Origin of the sequence: Shewanella gelidii (genome assembly GCF_014647855.1) — a bacterium.
GTDB lineage: Bacteria > Pseudomonadota > Gammaproteobacteria > Enterobacterales > Shewanellaceae > Shewanella > Shewanella gelidii.
The window spans coordinates 48,591-69,779 of record NZ_BMPZ01000013.1; the positions used below are offsets into that span (position 1 = coordinate 48,591).

Genomic DNA, 21,189 nt, shown 5'->3' on the forward strand with positions numbered 1-21,189 from the left:
CCGTATTCGTTATCCTTTTGGGTTCTAATTAAGCTTTTGGCTTACTAGCTGTGCCTTATAACTTTGAGATTGATCAGCGCTGTTTTCGATAAGTCCTTCTGTATAAGTTATAGCATGCCAACAAGAAAATGTTTGCTTGAGTTCGTTAGGCTTTAATAAAAAGCTGGGATTCTTAGGCCGACCAATATTTGCTTGTTGTGTAGTAAAGGTTTGGTAAAACAACAGGCCACCTGGTTTTAGGGCTCGTTTTATTTGATCAAACAAAGGTCGGTGCAAATAGTGAAACACCAAAATGATATCGTAGCTTTCAACGGCCAATGTCTTTGCTGGTACGGTCTCCATATCCCAATCTGAAAAAGTGCAGTGAGGATAATCTGACTTTGGGTAAATTAAACGGGATAAATCTTTATCAACGAAATGTACCTGACTTCCTTGCTGCGCAAACCAAAAACCGTTGATACCGCTTCCACAAGCTAAGTCCAATACTTTTAAATTCTCAACGTTCAACTTGCTCCAGTCGAAGCTAGCGATGAGTGGGGCAACCATCAACCTTTAATTTCCTTTTTTCCGTGGATTTGTTTGCGATGGACGATGGAATAGTGTCGGAGTCCTGCTGGCCCGTGAGAAACTAAGACTGATAACAGTAAGATCAGAATAAACAAAGCGGGTTTGTATGCTGCAAGTGGGATGAAGAGGCAAAGCAGAACTATTTTTACAATAGTTAACACGCCTTTGAGTTGAATTAGCCACTGCCAATCACGTAATACCTCCCAGGCCATTAAGATGGCTCCTGTGCTCATCGCTAAAATCCAATAATTTAACCAGATGTCATCATTCACCCCCAGCAAAATGCCTCCACCAGCCCCGACAATACCGAGAATATGTAAAGCTCGAAGCGCTGTTTTCGCTATGCGCTGGAACCAAAATTGTGCTTCTGAAAGGTGGTCTTTGCTCATATGACTTATCATTCCGTTATCGAGTTGTTGGATATGTTAGCAGTAATTTCATCGGTATCGGTATTTCTTCTTCAACCGATGGAGAAGGAAATCAAAAATTACTTATCTTGGCGTTACAGAGCAGGACATTTGTCAGCATTTCTTTTAAAATGTAATTAATTTACGAAAACAGAATGGGCAATACCATGAAAATCGGCTTTTTTAGCGCCAAGAATTATGATCTGGAATATTTTGATCGTTTCAAATCTGATTTTGGAGCAGACATCGAATATTTTGATTATCGATTGAGTTCGCAAAACGTAAAACTTGTTCACGGTTATGATGTTATCTGTGCTTTTGTGAATGATTCTCTATGTGAGCCTATTTTGGTTGAGCTTGCGAAAAACGGCACGAAAATTATCGCTATGCGTTGTGCTGGCTTTAATAACGTCGATTTAGAAGCCGCGCAACGCTTGGGTTTAAAAGTCGTCAATGTACCAGCGTACTCTCCAGAGTCAGTTGCTGAACATACTCTCGCTTTAATGCTCACTTTGAACCGCAAATTGCATAAGTCTTATCAAAGAACTCGTGATGCGAACTTCTCTTTAGAGGGCTTGGTCGGTTTTAATATGTATCAAAAGACTGTCGGTGTTATTGGTACTGGCAAGATAGGAATAGCAACGATCAAAATATTGCTTGGCTTTGGCTGTAAAGTGCTTGCATATGATCCATATCCGAACCCAGAAGTTGAGAAGCTTGGTGTCAGATATGTGTCTTTGGAAGAGATGTACCCAGTTTGCGACATTATTAGTTTGCATTGCCCTCAAACTGAAGCCAACCACAACCTTTTGAATGCATCGACATTTGCCCAAATGAAAGATGGTGTGATGGTGATTAATACCAGTCGAGGCGGTCTTTTAAATGCTACGGATGCAACAGAAGCTCTGAAAACAGGAAAAATCGGTGCACTTGGCCTTGATGTCTATGAAAACGAGAAGGAATTGTTTTTCCAGGACAAGTCGAGCGAAATTATTCAAGACGATGTATTTAGGCGTTTATCAGCGTGTCATAATGTCGTTTTTAGTGGGCATCAAGCATTTTTAACTCAAGAAGCTCTGAGTGCCATTGCAGAAACAACATTAAGAAATGTTCAGCAGCTTTGTGCTGGTGAAAGTTGTCCTAATGAGTTGTTTTAGGTTTTGAACCTGTAACCGAATAGATAGGGCTTGGTTTGGTATATCAAGCCCTTTTTATATTTCAGTCAGTTGGTGGCTATAAATAAAGATGCTTGATCCTCAAGAAATCTATCGCGTTGAAGATGAGTTTGGCTTGATCTCCGTATTCGATGACAAGGAATGCCGGACACTTTCTTTCGGCTTAAACGATGAACAAAGTAAGCTATTAAAGCTTTCCCCCCATATACCGCAACATACTTATGTACAAGCTATGCTGTTGGTATTGCTGTTTTGTCAGCCAAGAAGCGCGATTGTTCTCGGTTTAGGCGGGGGCGGATTGGTTCATGCATTGCGGCACTATGATGCCAGTATGAAGCTGACTGCCGTTGAATTAAGCGCAAAAGTAATCGAGATTTCGAAGCGATTTTTTCAATTGTCAATCGGTAAAAAATTAAATGTTGAAAATGTAGATGCGACCGAATTTTTGAGGAAAGGAGCGCACAAAAAGGTAAATGTCATCTTTGCTGATATTTACAACGTTGATGGTGTGATAGAGCAGCAGCTCTCGGAACAATTTATTAACGATGCTCATGGCTTACTAAAAGAAGATGGTTATTTAGTGTTAAATTGCTGGAAAGAGCAAAAATTTAACCAAGCGCTGTTGCAATATTTGCAAGCTCATTTCGCTGAGGTTCGAGCCTGTTTAACGGGAGGTGGCAATTGGGTTGTGTTTGCTGCGAAAAAACCTAAAGCCATTGCAGGATCTGAGCTAAAAAATAGAGCCACGCAGCTTTCAAATAAGCTCGGTTTTCCATTATCAAAGCACCTAAATCGATTTGATGTATGGGAGTCCGCGCGGTAGCCAAGATGAGTTTCTGCGCATATCTAATCTTGTATATTGAATGACGCATGGTGGGCTTGATACATTTTTTGAGAATGAAGTGTATGGGTTCCACGCATGATGTTTATGATTGACTGTTTAATAATTTGCTGCAAATTTTTTGTTAAAATCGCTAGAGGCAAACTCTCCTTTTTCGTAGATTTCTACACAAGATGATTGTTTCAACGTTGTTTACTCAAAATAAATGACACTTTTTCTCCAGAATTAAAGCCTTTCTCAGAACTAAGCCTATTTGAGAACTAAGCCCCTTCTCAAAAGTTAACTTCTTTTCGTAAACAAAAGTTTTAATATTTGGTTTTGTTTTATCGATTACCCTTATTTATTTTGTTCGCTTTATTCGTTTGGTTGGTTTGGTTACATTAGATTTAACGAAAACATTGAAGCAAAATTAAGGAATAACCATGTCACATTCAATCATTAACTCACAGCTACAACCATTCTCCGCAACAGCGTTTCACCAAGGTGACTTTGTCGATGTGACCGAGCAAACCTTACTTGGCAAGTGGTCAGTTGTGTTCTTTTACCCTGCTGATTTTACTTTTGTTTGTCCTACAGAGCTCGGTGATTTGGCTGAACACTACCAACAACTTCAACAAATGGGAGTAGAAGTATATTCAGTGTCCACGGATACTCATTTCACTCACAAAGCTTGGCACGATAGCTCTGACACCATTGGCAAAATTGACTTCCCAATGTTAGCGGACCCGACTGGAAATATCAGTCGCAACTTTGGGGTGTTGATCGAAGAAGAAGGCTTAGCACTTCGTGGCTCATTTGTAATCAACCCTGAAGGTGATATCAAGGTTGCAGAAGTACACGATCTTGGAATTGGTCGAAGTGCAGCAGAACTTGTTCGTAAAATTCAAGCCGCTCAATATGTGGCCGAGCATGATGGTGAAGTTTGTCCCGCTGCCTGGCAGCCCGGTGAACAAACGCTTGCGCCTTCACTCGATCTTGTCGGCAAAATCTAACGGTTGTCTAGGCGCTTGTTGCCCTTACGCACGAGTCGTTAGGGCTTTATTTCCATAATCGAATTCTGGAGTCATCATGTTAGATGCAAAGCTAAAATCTCAACTTCAAACATACCTTCAAAACCTCAAGCATTCAGTTGAGCTCATAGTCTCTGCCGATGACACTGCTAAAGGCACCGAGTTGAAAACACTTGCTGAGGATATTGCGCAACTATCGCCTCTCGTCACTGTAAATTATCAGGGATTAGAGAGGACACCGTCAATGCTGGTTACAAACGCTCAAACAAATAGCAAAATATACTTCGCTGGGATCCCAATGGGCCATGAATTCACATCGTTGGTATTAGCTTTGCTTCATTCTGGTGGCCACCCGCTTAAACTTGAGCCTGAAGTGATAGAACAAGTGAAAAATTTGACGGGTAGCTATAAATTTGAGACATACGTTTCGCTAAGTTGCCAAAATTGCCCAGACGTCGTGCAGGCACTCAACATGATGGCGGCACTCAATTCAGGCATTGAAAATACCATGATTGACGGCGCCTTGTATCAAAGCGAAGTTGATGAAAAAAATATCATGGCTGTACCTTCTGTTTATTTAAATGGTGAGCTATTTGCACAAGGACGGATAAGTTTAAGTGAGATCTTAAACAAGCTTGATTCTGGTGCTCAGCAGCGAACAGCCGAAGCATTAACAGCTCAAAAGCCCTATGAAGTACTGATTGTCGGTGGTGGTCCTGCAGGGGCGTCGGCGGCCATTTACTCAGCACGTAAAGGCTTACGAACGGGAATTATTGCAGATAAATTTGGTGGTCAGGTGGCCGAGACTGTCGGGATTGAAAACTTTATTTCCGTAAAGTCTACTGAAGGCCCCAAGCTCGTTGCCAATTTGGAAGCTCATGTGAAGGATTATGATGTCAATATCATGGATAACCAAAAAGCATTGCACCTCAAGTCTGGTGATCTATTTGAACTTGAATTAGAAAGCGGCGCAATTGTAAAAAGCCACTCTGTAATTATTGCGACTGGCGCCCGCTGGCGAGAAATGAATGTTCCTGGTGAGCAAGTATATCGCGGCAAAGGAGTCGCATATTGTCCCCATTGTGATGGTCCGCTATTTAAAGGTAAACGAGTTGCAGTGATTGGCGGTGGTAATTCAGGTATAGAGGCAGCTATCGATCTAGCTAATATTGTAGAGCATGTGACCGTACTCGAATTTGATAATCGTTTAAGGGCTGATGAAGTTTTGCAGCGTAAAGCGGCGTCTATGAATAATATAGAAATCATTACCCAAGCGATGACCACAGAAGTTGTCGGCGATGGTTCTCGAGTAACGGGGTTGAACTATACCGACAGAGCAACAAACTCTCAGCACCATATTGAGTTATCGGGCATCTTCGTACAAATAGGTTTAGTTCCCAATGCAGAATGGCTGCAAGGCACAATAGAGCAGACCAATCGTGGTGAAATCGTGGTGAATAGTCGAGGTGAGACCTCTATGGCTGGTGTATTTGCGGCGGGAGATGTAACTAACTCTGCTTATAAACAGATCATTATTGCGATGGGGAGTGGGGCTACGGCATCTCTGAGTGCATTTGATCACCTCATTCGCTCAGACAGCAGTTCAAGTCAAGCCGCCTAATTAAACGAGAAAAGGGATAAAATGATTAGACACAGTCTAATCATTTTTTTTTGCAAACAATTGAATTAACATGGGGCTTTTCATGTTTGCAGGGAATGTTATGAAAGGTGCTGGTGGAACGTCTGGCGGGATAGGTCAGTTTTTAATTGGGCTAGCCATGATGTGTGGTGGATTCTATTTACTGTTGAACTCTGTGCATGTTAGCTCAGGGTTTGGGCTCGGATATCGATTATATCAACTCAATAGTATGGGGATGAATATGTCGATTACGAGTGGCATGGTTATGTTGCCCTTTATCTTTGGTGTCGCGATTCTATTTTACAACGGTAAAAACCCGATCGGCTGGTTACTATCTGCAGGCTCTTTAGTTGCACTAGTATTTGGTGTGATTTCTTCTATTCAATTTCGATTCAAATCGATGAGCGCGTTTGATTTGATTGTCATTTTGGTACTTGCATTCGGCGGTCTGGGTCTGTTTTTGCGCTCATTGAAAGGAATGCCAGAATCTGAATAGCTATTGCTCGGCGCTAGGGACTTGTCGCCATTCTTCTAAGTAGGCTTGTGTATATTCATTTAATAATTGATTAACCCTTTGCCGATAGCGCTCGCTTTGCATCGCTTCTTCAATAGCAGGCAATAAATGATGTAAATTTGAATGATTTGAAATGGATATATGCAAGTTACCAACGAGGATTGGGGTTGGGAGAATGAGGATTTCGTTTTCAAGCCCCATCATCTCGATCAAAATCCTCGCTGAAAAGCGTCCCATCGGCACAAAATCAACGCGACCAGATTGCAGCATTTTCAAACTCTGAGCGGGATCTCGTACTCGAAATATTGCGGCATGTTCATTTAAAAATGTATCAAACGCTTCACCAATACTGACACCCAGAACCATACCCGCCAATTTACCCTTCAAATCTTGCCATTTTTCGAATTGAAATGTACGCAAGTGGTGGACAAGGACGACTTGGTCATTGTGTCCCATTGGAGTATCAATAAATGTGGAATAGCTTTCACGGACAGGATTGATAAATGCACAAATATTGATGTCGACTAAACCTTTACCAATATTTCTTTGGCATCGAGCCCAGGGGCCAACATAGCTGAAATCAACTTCAATGCCTTGCTGCTCGAATAACTCTTGAACAACTTGGGCGCATACTCCTTTTATTTTTCCTTGGCTGAGCCAGTTCCACGGTGGGTAATCTTGATGACCGCATGCGTTAACCACATGGGCTGCCTGGGCAGTAGGAAGCAGTAAAATCGCCATGACGGCGCCGATAGTCCAGGGAGCGAGCTTCAGTTTATCGTCCATAAGAAACCATCGCACTTTAAGTGGATAAGTCCAGGCAGTATTTAAACTGTCCTTGTCGGTTTTATGAGTATAGACGAGAAGGGCGATAAAACTAAATGGCTGAGCCTATTCACTTATAAAGCGATTAGACCCAGCCACAGAATGATCGATTGGGAATGCTATTTTTTCGACTTTGCGAGCATTTTTCTAGTGACCACAATCATGCTGGTAAGAATTATAGAGCAAAGGATTAAGCCAACAGCTAGCGTTACATTTTGTAATGATGTCGGGTCGACTGCGAGCATGCCGCCAAGTCCTACCATCATAATACCTGACATGAGTTTCAGTGTTTGACCTTCTTTTTCGGTCAGTTTTCGTTTCCCTAGCGTTAGTGAGAAAACAATAACGATAATAGCCAGTGGAATGACGTATACAACATTATACAGCACTAGATAGAGGTAGCGTTCTAGATCCGGAAGCTCATGCATAGCTAAGACACTGGTATAGATCATCGGAAACCCAGCAGTACACAAGAGTTCATAGGCGTTTGCCAAAATGGCCAGAACAGTGGTTCCAAATATCATTGCTGCCATACTACTGGCGCTTGAGAGTTTCCCCATGCGTTTGATAAGCCCAGTTCGGTTTTCTGCTGACATGGATAGGGAAACTTCGCCCTTGGTAAAGAAATATTCTTTGATATTAATTGAGCCAGCCACGAGCGCGAGTAAACCTGCGCCTAAAATAATGAGCCCGCCATCGCTTCCTGCACCGAGTAGTTCAAACATGTTCAGCCATGCGGTCATAAATAGGAAGTAAATGAAGCCGGAGAAAAATACGAAGATGCCGCCCACAATCAACATTCGAGTACGACTTTTTGCATTGACCATGATGGACAACAAGAAAAGCAAGACGAAGAATGCACATGGGTTAAAAGCATCGACACCACCCAATACCACGGTGAGTAGAGGTAAGGAGAGAGTTTCTGGGGTTACGACACCAACTAGGGGCAGTTCGATAGGTTGTACATCTGACGTGGCTTCAATTTCGGTTGTGACACCAATGTCGCAGGTGCCATCATCGGAGCCACCGTCACTCGCACCGCAGGTTTCAAATAGCGGTAAGGCATCAGGATCTGCTGCAGCGGCCGCTGGTATGTCTGACTCAGCAGCGAGTTGCCCCCCTAGTGACTGATAGCATGACTTCAAGCGGTTTAATAAAAACTGACCCGTGACAGCCTCGCTGCTATATCCCACGACTGCTTTTTCACAGCTAGCCATATAAGGCACGGAGCGTGCCTCTGAGCCAGTTTGTTCGGCAATTTTTTTCCACTTTGTAAGAGATTCTTTCTCTGAGACCACATAGGAATGCAACTCAATCCAAGGATACTTTTTAGGTAACGAGTCAATAAATGGGTGTGCTTGTGCACAGTGGGGACAGGTTTTAGACCAAAAGAAATATAGCTTAACTTTTAAGTTGCCTTCAGCATCAATGTAATGCCAAGTCGTGTCTTGCGCAGCCGTTGTGTTTGCCGGCGTGCTTGGCTCAGAGGCAAAAGAGCCCCATGAAGTAAACGTCATCAAAGTGATGAAGAAAATAGATAGGATTTTATTTGTCATAGTGTCCCCCACCAAATGTGGGTAAATCAGAGAAAAATTATGGAAGATTAGAGGGTTACACTTTACCTAGAACTGGCTTAAATTTGGCTTAATAATCGCCTAGATGGGGCAAGATTTAGTCATTTTTGTGCGCTAGATCGTCTTAAAAGAGCAAAATGTTTTCTGCTTGATGGTATTCATCTGTGGCGGCTTTATAAAGACTAGCTACTTGATGCGTATATTTAAATTTTCTACTGCTGCCAACATGCCTGACGGTAAAGCGCTGTTGTGGCACAGCTGAATCGTGACACTACGATCACTAATCGCACTTGCGGTATTGATCTGGCTAACAATTGGAGTACTCGATAGTTGAGTCGCGAGATAATCTTTGACGCGAGAGATACGACGATCAGCAAGCCAGCGATTATACTTAAAAGATTCTTGATCAAGGCTGGCTTGGTTAAGTTTGTATTCTAATACAAAAACAGGATCTTCTTGCTCTGCGACAGCCGACTTCTCGATAAATTGCTGGAGTAGGGTATCAAGCTGTTGCGTAGAAAGGGAGTTAAAGTAAGAGCTATTTTGATTAAAGCTCACTTGAGTTAGCTCTGTTTTCATTTCACACCAAGCAAAGGTGTTACAACTAAAAAGTAAACAGAAAACTAACAATCTCATTGGCGCCATCCTTGCTGCAACATATAAAACTTAAGTACTAAAATAATTGCTTTACTTAATAAAATCAAATTTTTGTAGTGAACAGACTTAGTTGTTTATCACAAAATTCGTTTATATTTTCGACAACCGTTTAAAGAAAGACTTAATTGATTGATGTGACGGTATAAATTAGTTATTTCTGATTTAAAATGTCAATATATTGCGTTCAAAATACCGAGCAGCACTAGAACTTGATATATCCATGACTTGCAAGGTATATTGCGCGCAATACAATTGTGAGGGTTAATATGACACAGCCACCCAAATCGAGCCTCTGTTTAGAGGAGCAAGTTTGTTTTTCAGTCTACAGCGCCGCGAATGCGATGGTTAGGGCTTATCGACCTTTATTGCAGCAATTGGATCTTACCTATCCGCAATATTTGGTCATGTTAGTTTTATGGCAGCACCAAGGGATCAGCGTGAAGACCTTAGGTGAAAAGTTACATTTAGACTCCGGCACATTAACGCCGCTTCTTAAGCGTTTAGCGGCAAAAGAGTTGGTGATTCGTGGTCGCAGCGAAACCGATGAGCGCGTCCGTGTTTTGCATTTAACTGATGCTGGTATTGCGTTGAAAGAAAAGGCGCAAGCCGTTCCTAAAGCTATGTTATGTCAAGCGGGTGGGGATTTAGAAGCGCTCCAGCAATTAAAGGCGCTTTGCGAACAAACGCTTGTCCACCTGCAAGCTAAAGAACCCTAAAAAACCATTTGCTCTTTTATTGAATGCTCGGCCTGTTGCACAAGACATTTTGATGATTTATTAGTACAAGGCGTGAGCACCATTTCGGCGGGGGGGGGGGCTAGAGCTGCAATCGAGTTGATTATTTATGTTGCCGCCCGATATTAACCCTGTGAAAAGGTGTTTGAACCTTTTGGCTGCGAATTCGTATAAGCACTTCAATAGATAGCGACTTGTCAGCGAACATTAAATAGATGAATAACTTGGCAGAATGCAAGTTCTTGCCGCGTTATCGTCACAACAATGGTCGGCATTAATCAGCATTGATTGGTCATGCCTGCGCATTTACTTAAACTTGAGGGGATATGAAAACGGTTGATGTTGTAGTCGTCGGCGGGGGAATTAATGGGGTTGGTGTAGCCCAAGCGCTTGCTATTGCGGGTTTTTCAGTAACTTTGTTAGAAAAAAATCAAATTGGCAAGGAGACGTCGGCTAACTCAAGTAAATTGATCCATGGCGGTTTGCGTTACCTTGAATCAGGTCATTTGCAAATGGTTCGCTCGTCGTTAGAGCAACGAGAGCAACTGCTAAAATTAGCCCCAGATTTAGTTCATCCTGTTGCATTTTATATACCGGTTTATCGCAACCACCGAAGGGGGGCGCATAAGATCCGGGCCGGCTTAAGCTTATATTCCATGCTGAGCTTGAAATCTGCGTATCGAACTTTCAAGTCAGTTCCTAGAGTTTATTGGAGTCAAATTAAAGGGCTGAAATTGCAAGGTTTGCAAGCTGTGTTTCAATATTGGGACGCCCAAACTGATGATTTTGCACTGACTTTATCGGTGGCACAATCAAGTATAAAATATGGTGCGAACTGTGTTGAGCTGGCAAACATTCAAGATATATCGCTGGTGGCGTCAGGCTATCAAATCAACTATCAGGTTCGTGGCAAAAATGAACAAGTGCGTGCTGCAGCAGTCGTTAATGCTGCAGGCCCTTGGGTCAATGACTGTCTCGCTCTGTTGCGTCCGGCTGTGAAGCCACAAAACATTTCTTGGGTTCAAGGCTCTCATTTACTCATTGACCTTCCTGCACCTCAGGGGGTGATATATTTGGAGTCTCATTTGGACCCCCGAGTGGTTTTTGTCATGCCATGGCAAGGAAAAACCTTAATCGGTACCACTGAGCTTGAACTTTGTCATATGCCGGAGAAACCACAGGTTACTGAGCGGGAAATTGAATATCTTCTTGCAATATATGTGCATTATTTTGACACAGGGTTAAACAAAACCGAGTTAGCATCGAAGATAATTGATACGTATTGTGGTGTGAGGGTTTTACCAGCTGGCCGAGGGAATGCGTTTTCTAAACACAGAGAGGTGGTGATTGCTCAAGCAGAACATCAACCCCGATTTATCACAATTTATGGCGGTAAACTTACAGCATATAGAACTACAGCACAGCAAGTGCTATCTGCAGTTCAACAGCAGCTAGGCGCTCGTGTTGCTCAAGCTGATTATGAGTCTGTCACACTCCAGACGCCGAATACACCCAGATAGACTTTCCAATCAAGTAAATTCAAGTAAACGTAGAAATAGTGATTTACATCAATAAAGTTATGCCTCTCTGTGCCGATAAGCTGCATTAGAAGACTCCTCAATCTATTGAGCGATAACAGGTTATGCAAAAATCGATAGCAACACTTGTGTATATTTGATCTTGATTACACTTTTGTCGATTAGATGAGCGATTAGATAGTTTTGGTTATCTATAGACAGCTGCTTGTCTTAACCTATACTCAACAGGGAAGGAAGAAAAATCTAGGAATAGGGAGTCTAAGTCATTAACGTGAGGGTGAGTAGATGTCTAATCTGGGTATGCGTAACAAACTGCTAGCATTAGCTTTGTTGCCGCTGGTTATCATATTAACTGTGATAATGGGTATTTCTTACAACGTGCAATCTGATGCCATAGAAGCAGATATTGCCGTTTTTAGGGAAAAACTAGTTGATGAGCGTAAGCAGCAGCTCAGAGAGGCAACGGAAATTGCCGAAGAAATCGTTAATTATCAATTGAGTTTAGGTGACAAAGGTGATGTAAACGCGGCTTTAAGAAAAGCAACGTTTGGTAAAGCCGGTTACTTTTACATTTACAATACACAAGGTGTGAATGTCTTTCACGCGCTAAAGCCTTCACTCGAAGGAAAAAGCTTAATGGGGCTCACTGATCCCAAAGGTAATAAAATTATTGTCGGCCTACTTGAAGCTGCCAAGCGTGGTGATGGCTTATTTACATACTATTATCAAAAACCTGGTACCGATAAACTGATTGAAAAATTAGGGTATGCCATCATCGTACCGAACACTGAATGGATGTTAGGAACGGGCGCCTATGTTGATGATATCGATGCGGTGATTGACGAGTATCGAATGGAGTCTGAAGACAAAATGGCTGAGAACGCCATGTGGATTTTCCTTGTTTCATTAGTCTTATCCATTGCAACAATGATCGTAATTGTTGTCGTTGCGACGAAGATGGTTACACCAGTGCGATTGATGGCTGAAAAACTGGATGACATTGCCCAAGGTGAAGGTGATTTGACCAAGCGTTTAACGGTTAACGGTAATGACGAAATAGCTCATCTTGGCAAGGCATTCAATTTATTTGTAGAGAAGCTACAAAACACGATTAAAGATGTGGCAAGCGCTACAAATGAAGTAAAAACAGGGGCATCAGATATCCATGGTCAAGCCCAAATTATGGTTGAGCAGCTCATCAATCATAATAATGAAACTGATCAAGTGGTTACAGCAATTACTGAAATGTCATCAACCGCGAGTGAAGTCGCCATGAATACCACGCAGGTTGCCGAAGCGACTCAAGCGGCGACATTAGATGTGGTGAAGGCTCAGGAATGTGTGGATACGTCTTTAACTGAAATCTCAGGTTTGATGACGGAGATTAACAGTGCCGCGAGTGATATTCAGTCCTTAAGTGAGCAGTCTCAAAAAATTAATAATGTCCTAACCGTTATTGGTGGTATTGCTGAGCAAACCAACTTGTTGGCTTTGAATGCTGCCATTGAAGCGGCGCGTGCAGGTGAGCAAGGGCGTGGTTTTGCGGTTGTTGCGGATGAAGTGAGAAACTTAGCAAGTCGTACTCAAGCCAGTACGCTAGAAATTAATGAAATGCTGACAGAACTACATAAGTTGGTATCGCAAGCGGTATCAGCGATGGAAGAAAGCCAGCAGAGTTGTGGCCGCTCGGTCGATTCTTCTCGAGCGATTTCTGATAGTCTTGGTTCTGTAACTTCTGCGGTTACTGCGATTAACGATATGAGCACGCAAATCGCAACGGCGGCGACCGAGCAAAGCTCAGTTACCGAAGAAATTAATCGTAATGTTTACGCGATTCAAGAGATCGTTAATGATTTAACGCAATCAAGTGAAGGTGCGGCCGGTATTAGCCAAACCGTTTCTCGAGAAGGGGAAAACTTGAGTAAGCTAGTTAACCAGTTCAAGGTCTAACCCTGATCATGTAAATGGTTATGATGAATTGAAAAGCCAACCCAATGGGTTGGCTTTTTTGTGTAATAAAGAGTGACTTCTACTCTAAACGGTATTGCTGAGTTTTGTTTTGAAACGCTCGTGCTGCAGAAAGAGGGCGTCGATAGCAAGGTCTATTCGCAAAGGGGGGCTTAGCGATTGTTTTGTTTTTTGAGTCATTACTGTAACATTGCTGGGGTTATTTTAGCCCCAGAGGGAAGGAGCGGAAGCTCATGCTAATGAGGCTCCGAATCGATGGCTAGATTGTCCAGCGTACAACCTAACAGGACAAACGTTCAGTTATACGAATTGCCGACATACGAAGCCTACAGCGTAAAAGATGAGTGCATAAATTGAATCTAGTGTTATTCAACCCTTGGTGTTTTTTCTGAAAGAGAGCAATGAATAAGGCTCAAAAAAAAGCACGCGTGAGCGTGCTTTCATATAATACCCTTTTAAGCTCAAGTTGATGCTAGTGCTCTTATCGAGTTGAGTCTGGAATACGGCGATTAGCCATAGTTGCGATCATATACGGCTTGTGCATTCTGTTTGAGCGTTTTTTGGCCAAGCTCGTCATAGGATTGGATCATAATCTCAAGCGCACGTTTGACCGAAGTGGTTTGCGGAAATGATTCCATAACATGCTGAGCTCTTACTGCCGCAGCGCTCCAAGCATGGATCTTAATGTAGTATTCAGCGACTTTGATTGAATAGCCAGCAAGTCTATTTTTTAATGCTATCATGCGCTTTTGAGCATCAGCAGCATATTTACTGTTTGGGTGCAGCTTAATGAGTCGCTCAAAATCTTTAAAAGCATTTAATGCATTTTGTGGATCTCGATCCGTGCGGTCAATATCAAGCATATCGTGGAATAAATATGCATCAGCTTGCATGTTCACGAGGCCGCGCATGTAGTAGACATAATCAACGTCAGGGTGTGTCGGATTTAAGCGAATAAAACGATCGATATTTGCGAGACCTGATGCAACATCTTCGAGCTTGTAATAAGCGTAAATTAAGTCGAGTTGTACTTGAGTTTTGTGAGGACCAAATGGGTATCTTGAGTCTAAAGCTTCCAGATTTCGGATAGCTTTAGAGAAATTGCCAAGTTCCATGGATGTTCTTGCTTGGGCATAAAGAGCTTCTGGCGATTTTTTTTGAATTTCTAAATCGTCCTCAACAACGCTGCTACTACAAGCAGTTACAGCGATTGTGAGTAGAGCAATAGTGGCTACTTTGGCAAATTTATACATACTTGATATCAATTCTTTTAAGTTAATAGTTATGAAACGTTTCATTTCACTATAAAATAGAAACATCCGATTGTAACAGATAGCAAAAATTATTGGACCCTTAAACGCGGGTACGGTTCATATGACACAAGAGATTAATCTAAAAAGCGAGATTTCAGCAACACAAACCGGCCAAAGATTAGACCAAGCTTTGGCAGAATTGTTCCCTGACTATTCCCGTACACGCATCAAAGAATGGATACTGTCTGATTGCATCAAAGTCGATGGTAGAGTAGTAAATAAGCCTCGCGAAAAGGTTTATGAGTTGCAACAGATTTTGGTTCAGGCTCAAATTGAAGAAGAGGTTGTAGCTAAAGCTGAAGCGATTGATCTTAATATCGTGTTTGAAGATGAACATATATTGGTGATTAATAAACAAGCTGGCTTAGTTGTGCACCCCGGAGCTGGGAATGCTGATGGGACATTGCTCAATGCGTTACTCCATCATTGCCCTGAAATAGAGCATGTGCCAAGAGCGGGTATCGTGCACCGTTTAGACAAAGATACCACTGGTTTAATGGTTGTTGCTAAAACCGTGGAGGCGCAAACCCATCTAGTATCAGCTTTGCAAGCCCGTGATATTACGCGTGAGTATGAAGCCATTGTCATTGGAACGATGACCGCCGGTGGTGTAGTGGATGAGCCCATTTCTCGTCACCCAACCCAGCGCACGCAAATGGCCGTACATCCTTTAGGAAAGCCATCTGTCACGCATTACCGAGTGGCTGAAAAATTTAGAGCACATACAAGGTTACGTCTTAGATTAGAATCTGGCCGTACCCATCAAATTCGTGTACATATGGCACATATTGGACATGTTCTTGTTGGAGATCCTGTGTATGGTGGGCGTCCAAGACCGCCTAAAGCTGCTTCTGCGGAGTTTTTCGAAGTATTGAAAGGGTTTAAACGACAAGCCCTTCATGCCGTGCGCCTTGAACTTGCTCATCCATTTACCTGTGAATGGATGACTTGGCAGGCGCCCGTGCCAGAAGATATGGTTAAATTAACAAAAGCGCTTCGCAAAGATACTGAAGCGAACCCCATTCTCTATTGAATATAAATAGCAATTGTACGGGCCAATTCGGTTGGCCTGTACCCCTCAATGTAAATGTTGCGATGACAACACGTCATGGTGGCGTTAGCTCATCCCCTTTTGATAGTTTAAATATAGGTACGCATGTAGGTGATAAGCTCGACGACGTTCTGTCTAATCGCGCTCGTCTTCATCAAACTTTACAACTGCCGTCTGAGCCTATTTGGTTGGACCAAGTTCATGGCACTCAAGTCGCAGAATTTGTAAAGCGTGAACCGATGAGTTCTGCAGTAACGTTAACTGCGGATGCTAGCTATACGCGGCAACCAGGTGTTGTATGTGCGATCATGACTGCTGATTGTTTACCTATTCTGTTGTGTAATCGTCAGGGCACTGAAGTTGCTGCAGTCCATGCGGGTTGGCGTAGTTTGTGTCATGGCATCGTAGAGCAAACATTAGGTAAATTTTTTTCCCCTTTGGACGAAATTTACGCGTACCTCGGGCCAGCAATAGGGCCGCTTGCTTTTCAGGTCGGTGCAGAAGTACGCGATGAATTTATGCAAATAGCTTCAGAAGATAGTCGACATTTTGTTGCTGATGGCGACAAATACTTAGCTGATCTTCAAAGTTTGGCTGTCGCTAGATTAACAAGAAGTAATATACAGAATGTATTTACTGCAGATATGTGTACATATAAGAATTCAAAAGACTTTTTTTCCTATCGTCGTGATGGTAAAACGGGACGTATGGCATCTTTGATTTGGATGAACGCTTGATTTTTAGCGACGAATCCCCATCTATTTTTGTATGTTCTTTTGTTTGTTATTGGAGGCAGTATGCGACTTGATCGTATGACTAATAAGTTTCAACTGGCTATTTCTGATGCACAGTCATTGGCGCTGGGTCGTGATCACCAGTTCATCGAGCCAATTCATTTGATGATGGCACTTTTGAATCAGGACTCGGGTTCAATTCACCCGCTTTTAACGCAGGCGGGAATTCAAGTCAGTGCTTTACGCTCACTGATCAGCCAACATTTAGAGCGTTTACCTCAGGTGGAAGGTTCTGGCGGTGATATACAGTTATCCCAGGCCTTAATTCGACTACTAAATCTATGCGATAAAATGTCGCAAAAGCGCAAAGATAAATATATTTCTAGTGAATTGTTTATCTTAGTGGCCTTAGATGGCAATGATCCGCTCGCGGAAAGTCTAAAAAAAGCCGGTGCAACCAAAGAGTTGCTAGAGCAAACCATAGAAACGATCCGCGGCGGTCAATCTGTTGATGATCCGAATGCGGAAGATCAGCGCCAAGCACTCAAAAAATATACAGTGGATCTGACCGAAAGAGCCGAACAGGGGAAGTTAGACCCTGTGATTGGCAGAGATGATGAAATTCGCCGCACGGTTCAAGTTCTGCAGCGCCGAACCAAAAATAACCCAGTACTTATCGGTGAGCCCGGTGTTGGTAAAACTGCAATTGTTGAAGGCCTAGCGCAACGCATTGTGAATGGTGAAGTTCCTGAAGGGGTCAAAAATAAAAAGGTCTTGTCACTTGATATGGGCGCGTTAATTGCTGGCGCAAAATATCGAGGGGAGTTTGAAGAGCGCTTGAAAGCGGTTTTGAATGAATTGGCGCAAGAAGAAGGTCAAGTGATTCTGTTTATTGACGAATTACACACCATGGTGGGTGCGGGTAAATCTGACGGCGCAATGGATGCGGGCAATATGCTTAAGCCAGCTCTTGCCCGTGGGGATCTGCACTGTGTCGGCGCGACGACCCTAGATGAGTATCGCCAATACATAGAAAAAGACGCCGCTTTAGAGCGACGCTTTCAAAAAGTGATCGTCGATGAGCCGAGTGTCGAAGACACAATCGCGATATTGCGTGGGCTTAAAGAACGGTATGAACTGCATCACCATGTTGAAATTACCGATCCTGCAATCGTAGCGGCTGCATCGATGTCTCACCGCTATGTTTCAGACCGAAAATTACCAGACAAAGCTATTGATCTGATTGATGAAGCGGCATCAAGTATTCGATTGCAAATTGACTCTAAACCAGAGCCTTTAGATCGCTTAGAGCGAAGAGCGATTCAATTAAAGCTCGAGGAACAAGCGCTTGCAAAAGAAGATGATGAAGCAAGCTGTCGACGATTAGAGCATTTAAGAGAAGAGTTGGAAGACGTAGAGCAAAAATCATCAGAATTAAATGAGATTTGGCATACCGAAAAGGCCGCACTTGCCGGTACACAGCATATTAAAGCCGATTTAGAGCAGGCTCGAATGGATCTTGACGTGGCAAGGCGTGCCAGCGATTTAACTCGGATGTCTGAATTACAATATGGCCGGATCCCAGATCTTGAGCGGCAATTAGATCTTGCTGCTCAAGCTGAAATGCAAGATATGACTCTTTTACGCAACAAAGTGACCGATATTGAAATTGCAGAGGTGTTATCTAAAGCGACTGGGATCCCTGTTGCCAAGATGCTGGAAGGTGAAAAAGAAAAGCTATTGCAAATGGAAGATGCATTGCACAAAAGAGTTATCGGGCAACATGAAGCAGTGACTACCGTCTCGAATGCTATTCGCCGTAGTCGAGCGGGCCTCGCGGATCCAAATCGACCAATTGGTTCATTTCTATTTCTTGGGCCAACCGGCGTCGGTAAAACAGAATTGTGTAAATCGCTTGCTAAGTTCTTGTTTGACACAGAATCTGCAATCGTTCGTATTGATATGTCGGAGTTTATGGAAAAGCACTCTGTATCTCGGCTTGTTGGGGCGCCTCCAGGATATGTGGGTTATGAAGAGGGCGGATATCTGACTGAAGCGGTGCGACGTAAACCCTATTCCGTGATTTTGCTTGATGAGGTTGAGAAAGCTCACCCTGATGTTTTCAACATTCTTTTACAGGTACTCGATGACGGTCGCTTAACAGATGGACAGGGGCGTACCGTTGACTTTAGAAACTCCGTTGTGATTATGACTTCAAATCTTGGATCAGATATTATCCAAGAAAACTTTACGACTTTAAACTACGACGAAATGAAACAGGCTGTGATGGGGGTTGTGACCCATGCATTTAAGCCTGAGTTTTTAAATCGAGTTGATGAATCCGTCGTTTTCCATCCGTTAGAATCAGAGCACATTAAACATATTGCGGCAATTCAAGTCGACGCCTTGAGAGCGAGGTTGCAAGAGCGAGAGTTTGCTCTTGAAGTTACCGATGAAGCACTACGTTTCATTGCTCAGTCTGGTTTTGACCCCATATATGGTGCTAGACCGTTAAAACGAGCTTTACAAAAGTTTGTTGAAAATCCGCTTGCGCAACAGTTATTGAGAGGGGATTTGCTACCAGGAAAAGCGATTGTGATTGATTGTGTCGATAACAATCTTAGGTTTCATCAATGAAACAAAGTTCCATAGGCAATTAAAAAGGGAGCATTCGCTCCCTTTTTAACGAATTTTGAGTTCGCTACTTTTCACAAAATAAGGAAATTCTTTCTTTGTTTTCCTTTATTGCGGCTTGCCTTTCTTCTTCTGTCATTGCAATAGACTTACCTGACTTTGGATCTTGACGGTTTAGTTTGCTATGAGTCGTTAAAATTTGGAGTGAATGCTTAGCACTGGCACAGATAGATTTTGCCTGATCTCCGTCTTGTCGCTTAATCAATTCAGCATTGAGTTCTTCAGTGCTAAGTTGCTCGTCACTCTTTTTGGAAACTTTGGGAGACACAAATCCAATCAAGGCCTGTTCCATATCCTCGCTATAGAGTTTTGTCGCTTCAATATTTTCTGGGGATTGTTGGCTGTAATGTGTGACGCCATTTTCATCGACCCAAGTATAAATTACGGTTGCGAAAGTTGGCGCCGTAAACAAAACCAGTAGCAAACTAGCAAATTTAAGTTTTGTGCTTCGAATAAGCTCAAACATATTGTCATCCTAAAGTGTTAATCTCTGGGTCGGTCACCAAACCCCTTCCTTGTACCATTTCAATAACTCAGTTATTGCACTACTTTATGCTACATCAAAAATCATATTTCAAACAAAACATGGGTCGCGATATTGATAATTCCTTGTCAATTCAACCGCCCAAGGATTGGATAACTATAAAGATATGATATCTTTTCTATGAAAACCACTATTTGTCTAGGTTTAAACTATGCAACCAGTTGAAAAGCAGCACCTAAAACGCCCTGGAATTTATTTATTACCCAATCTTTTAACTACTGCGGGGCTGTTTGCGGGCTTTTATGCAGTCATTGCCTCAATGAACAATCACTTTGAACCCGCTGCTATTGCCGTTTTTGTTGCAATGATTTGTGATGGTTTGGATGGGCGAGTTGCGCGAATGACCAATACACAAAGTGCATTTGGTGCGGAGTATGACAGCATGGCTGATATGGTGTCTTTTGGGATGGCTCCAGCTTTAATCGCTTATAACTGGGGGTTAACTGAACTTGGAAAAGTGGGTTGGCTTGCTGCGTTTATTTATTGTGCAGCAGCTGCGTTGCGACTGGCTCGATTTAATACGCAGGTGGGAGTTGCCGATAAAAGATACTTTCAGGGCTTAGCGAGTCCGGCAGCAGCGGCATTGATCGCGGGTATGGTTTGGATTGGCAGTATGTACCAAATTGACGGTAATGACATTTCAATTATGGTCGCAGTACTGACCACTTGTGCGGGGTTGCTTATGGTGAGCAATTTCCGTTATCACTCATTTAAAGAAGTCGATTGGCGCTCACGGGTTACTTTTTTAACAATTTTGTTAATTGTGGGTGTTTTCGTCGTTGTATCTGTTGAGCCTGCATTAGTCTTGTTTGCTGCTTTTCTTGGTTATGCTGCTTCAGGTCCAGTTATTACCGTGTACTCTGTTCGCAAACTAAAGTCCGAGCCAGTGAAAGCTGATTCCAAACCTCAAGACAGTCTTGAAACCGATGAAGATGAATAGAGCCGCGTTTGTTAATTCCATCGACTAAATAGCACGACTGTCAGTAAAACTGCTGAATAAAAATTAATCAGCAAAGTCACTCGACTTGTGCCATCCTTATAGACCGCGCAGAAAAATGAATGGCTTTGGATGAAAAATAAGCGCTTGGATTTTTGTGGTGAAAAAGCACTTGCGCTTGTCTAAGTTCTCTCTATAATGCGCTCCCACTGACACGGCGGCTGCAGCGATGCAAGCCAAGGTGACAAGCTAGGAAAACTAGCCGTTAAGAAAGTTTGAAAAAACTACTTGACGAAAGAAAAGGAAAGCGTAGAATACGCAGCCCTGACCCGAGATGCTCCAGCAGCTATCGGCGATATCTGAAACAGGATATCAACGCTCTTTAACAAGTTGACAAGCAAATCTGTGTGGACATTCACAGGTGTTGAGTTATTCGAAATTGCTTCATTCTTTCTTTTGGAAGATGA

Annotated in this window: 19 protein-coding genes; 12 read left to right on the forward strand and 7 right to left on the reverse strand. The window is 42.7% G+C overall.

All coding sequences use genetic code 11. The features are described 5' to 3' along the window. Positions 1-24: 24 nt before the first annotated feature. Both IEY18_RS16300 and IEY18_RS16305 read right to left on the reverse strand, forming a co-directional pair. Complete coding sequence (locus IEY18_RS16300) at positions 25-546, reverse strand: class I SAM-dependent methyltransferase (RefSeq protein ID WP_188922803.1); 522 nt, start codon at positions 544-546, stop codon at positions 25-27. Further along, positions 546-956 (reverse strand): hypothetical protein, encoded by a 411-nt coding sequence (locus tag IEY18_RS16305; RefSeq protein ID WP_188922805.1) that lies wholly within the window; start codon positions 954-956, stop codon positions 546-548. Before IEY18_RS16305 ends, IEY18_RS16300 begins: the two co-directional genes overlap by 1 nt. A 185-nt stretch (positions 957-1,141) precedes the next feature. On the opposite strand from IEY18_RS16305, the gene IEY18_RS16310 reads away from it, so the two are divergent. The 5 genes from IEY18_RS16310 (at position 1,142) to IEY18_RS16330 (ending at position 6,135) form a co-directional block, all read left to right on the forward strand. Then, on the forward strand, positions 1,142-2,131 hold the full coding sequence (locus tag IEY18_RS16310; protein WP_188922807.1) for a 2-hydroxyacid dehydrogenase: 990 nt from the start codon (positions 1,142-1,144) through the stop codon (positions 2,129-2,131). Between the two features lie 88 nt (positions 2,132-2,219). Next, entirely contained in the window at positions 2,220-2,972 is a 753-nt protein-coding gene (locus tag IEY18_RS16315) for a spermidine synthase (protein WP_188922809.1), read from the forward strand. A 440-nt stretch (positions 2,973-3,412) separates the two neighbouring features. After that, entirely contained in the window at positions 3,413-3,982 is a 570-nt protein-coding gene (gene ahpC, locus IEY18_RS16320; RefSeq protein WP_188922811.1) for an alkyl hydroperoxide reductase subunit C, read from the forward strand. Positions 3,983-4,058: 76 nt separating this feature from the next. Beyond that, positions 4,059-5,621 (forward strand): alkyl hydroperoxide reductase subunit F, encoded by a 1,563-nt coding sequence (ahpF, locus tag IEY18_RS16325; RefSeq protein ID WP_188922813.1) that lies wholly within the window; start codon positions 4,059-4,061, stop codon positions 5,619-5,621. Between the two features lie 100 nt (positions 5,622-5,721). Further along, complete coding sequence (locus IEY18_RS16330) at positions 5,722-6,135, forward strand: hypothetical protein (protein ID WP_188922843.1); 414 nt, start codon at positions 5,722-5,724, stop codon at positions 6,133-6,135. Here IEY18_RS16330 and IEY18_RS16335 read toward each other — a convergent pair whose 3' ends face one another. The 3 genes from IEY18_RS16335 to IEY18_RS16345 form a co-directional block, all read right to left on the reverse strand. Further along, the gene (locus IEY18_RS16335) at positions 6,136-6,939 is read right to left on the reverse strand and encodes a substrate-binding periplasmic protein (RefSeq protein ID WP_188922816.1); all 804 of its coding nucleotides are present in this window, start codon (positions 6,937-6,939) and stop codon (positions 6,136-6,138) included. It lies immediately after the preceding gene. Between the two features lie 158 nt (positions 6,940-7,097). Further along, positions 7,098-8,534, reverse strand: coding sequence for a TlpA family protein disulfide reductase (locus tag IEY18_RS16340; protein ID WP_188922818.1), 1,437 nt, complete (start codon positions 8,532-8,534; stop codon positions 7,098-7,100). A 204-nt stretch (positions 8,535-8,738) separates the two neighbouring features. After that, a complete protein-coding gene (locus tag IEY18_RS16345; protein WP_188922820.1) occupies positions 8,739-9,188 on the reverse strand; it encodes a hypothetical protein in 450 nt (149 codons plus the stop codon). A 287-nt stretch (positions 9,189-9,475) separates the two neighbouring features. Here IEY18_RS16345 and ohrR point away from each other — a divergent pair, with 287 nt between their 5' ends. The 3 genes from ohrR (at position 9,476) to IEY18_RS16360 (ending at position 13,431) form a co-directional block, all read left to right on the forward strand. Further along, positions 9,476-9,925, forward strand: coding sequence for a transcriptional regulator OhrR (gene ohrR / locus IEY18_RS16350; RefSeq protein WP_188922822.1), 450 nt, complete (start codon positions 9,476-9,478; stop codon positions 9,923-9,925). A 344-nt stretch (positions 9,926-10,269) separates the two neighbouring features. Continuing rightward, positions 10,270-11,463, forward strand: a complete 1,194-nt coding sequence (locus tag IEY18_RS16355; protein ID WP_188922824.1) for an FAD-dependent oxidoreductase — start codon at positions 10,270-10,272, stop codon at positions 11,461-11,463. 303 nt (positions 11,464-11,766) lie between these two features. Then, the gene (locus IEY18_RS16360; RefSeq protein WP_188922826.1) at positions 11,767-13,431 is read left to right on the forward strand and encodes a methyl-accepting chemotaxis protein; all 1,665 of its coding nucleotides are present in this window, start codon (positions 11,767-11,769) and stop codon (positions 13,429-13,431) included. A gap of 527 nt (positions 13,432-13,958) precedes the next feature. On the opposite strand, the gene IEY18_RS16365 is transcribed toward IEY18_RS16360, so the two are convergent. After that, the gene (locus tag IEY18_RS16365) at positions 13,959-14,702 is read right to left on the reverse strand and encodes an outer membrane protein assembly factor BamD (protein ID WP_188922828.1); all 744 of its coding nucleotides are present in this window, start codon (positions 14,700-14,702) and stop codon (positions 13,959-13,961) included. Between the two features lie 121 nt (positions 14,703-14,823). Between IEY18_RS16365 and rluD the strand changes: the two genes are divergently transcribed. The 3 genes from rluD (at position 14,824) to clpB (ending at position 19,184) form a co-directional block, all read left to right on the forward strand. After that, positions 14,824-15,795: a 23S rRNA pseudouridine(1911/1915/1917) synthase RluD gene (rluD, locus tag IEY18_RS16370; protein ID WP_188922830.1), complete on the forward strand. Its 972-nt coding sequence runs from the start codon at positions 14,824-14,826 to the stop codon at positions 15,793-15,795. 62 nt (positions 15,796-15,857) lie between these two features. After that, on the forward strand, positions 15,858-16,550 hold the full coding sequence (gene pgeF / locus IEY18_RS16375; RefSeq protein WP_188922832.1) for a peptidoglycan editing factor PgeF: 693 nt from the start codon (positions 15,858-15,860) through the stop codon (positions 16,548-16,550). Positions 16,551-16,610: 60 nt separating this feature from the next. Then, complete coding sequence (gene clpB, locus IEY18_RS16380) at positions 16,611-19,184, forward strand: ATP-dependent chaperone ClpB (protein ID WP_188922834.1); 2,574 nt, start codon at positions 16,611-16,613, stop codon at positions 19,182-19,184. Positions 19,185-19,248: 64 nt separating this feature from the next. Here clpB and IEY18_RS16385 read toward each other — a convergent pair whose 3' ends face one another. Next, positions 19,249-19,707 carry a DUF4124 domain-containing protein gene (locus IEY18_RS16385; RefSeq protein WP_188922837.1) on the reverse strand — a complete coding sequence of 153 codons (459 nt, stop codon included), beginning with the start codon at positions 19,705-19,707 and terminating at the stop codon, positions 19,249-19,251. Between the two features lie 229 nt (positions 19,708-19,936). Between IEY18_RS16385 and pssA the strand changes: the two genes are divergently transcribed. Beyond that, positions 19,937-20,725, forward strand: a complete 789-nt coding sequence (gene pssA, locus IEY18_RS16390) for a CDP-diacylglycerol--serine O-phosphatidyltransferase (RefSeq protein ID WP_188922840.1) — start codon at positions 19,937-19,939, stop codon at positions 20,723-20,725. The last annotated feature ends 464 nt before the right edge of the window (positions 20,726-21,189 follow it).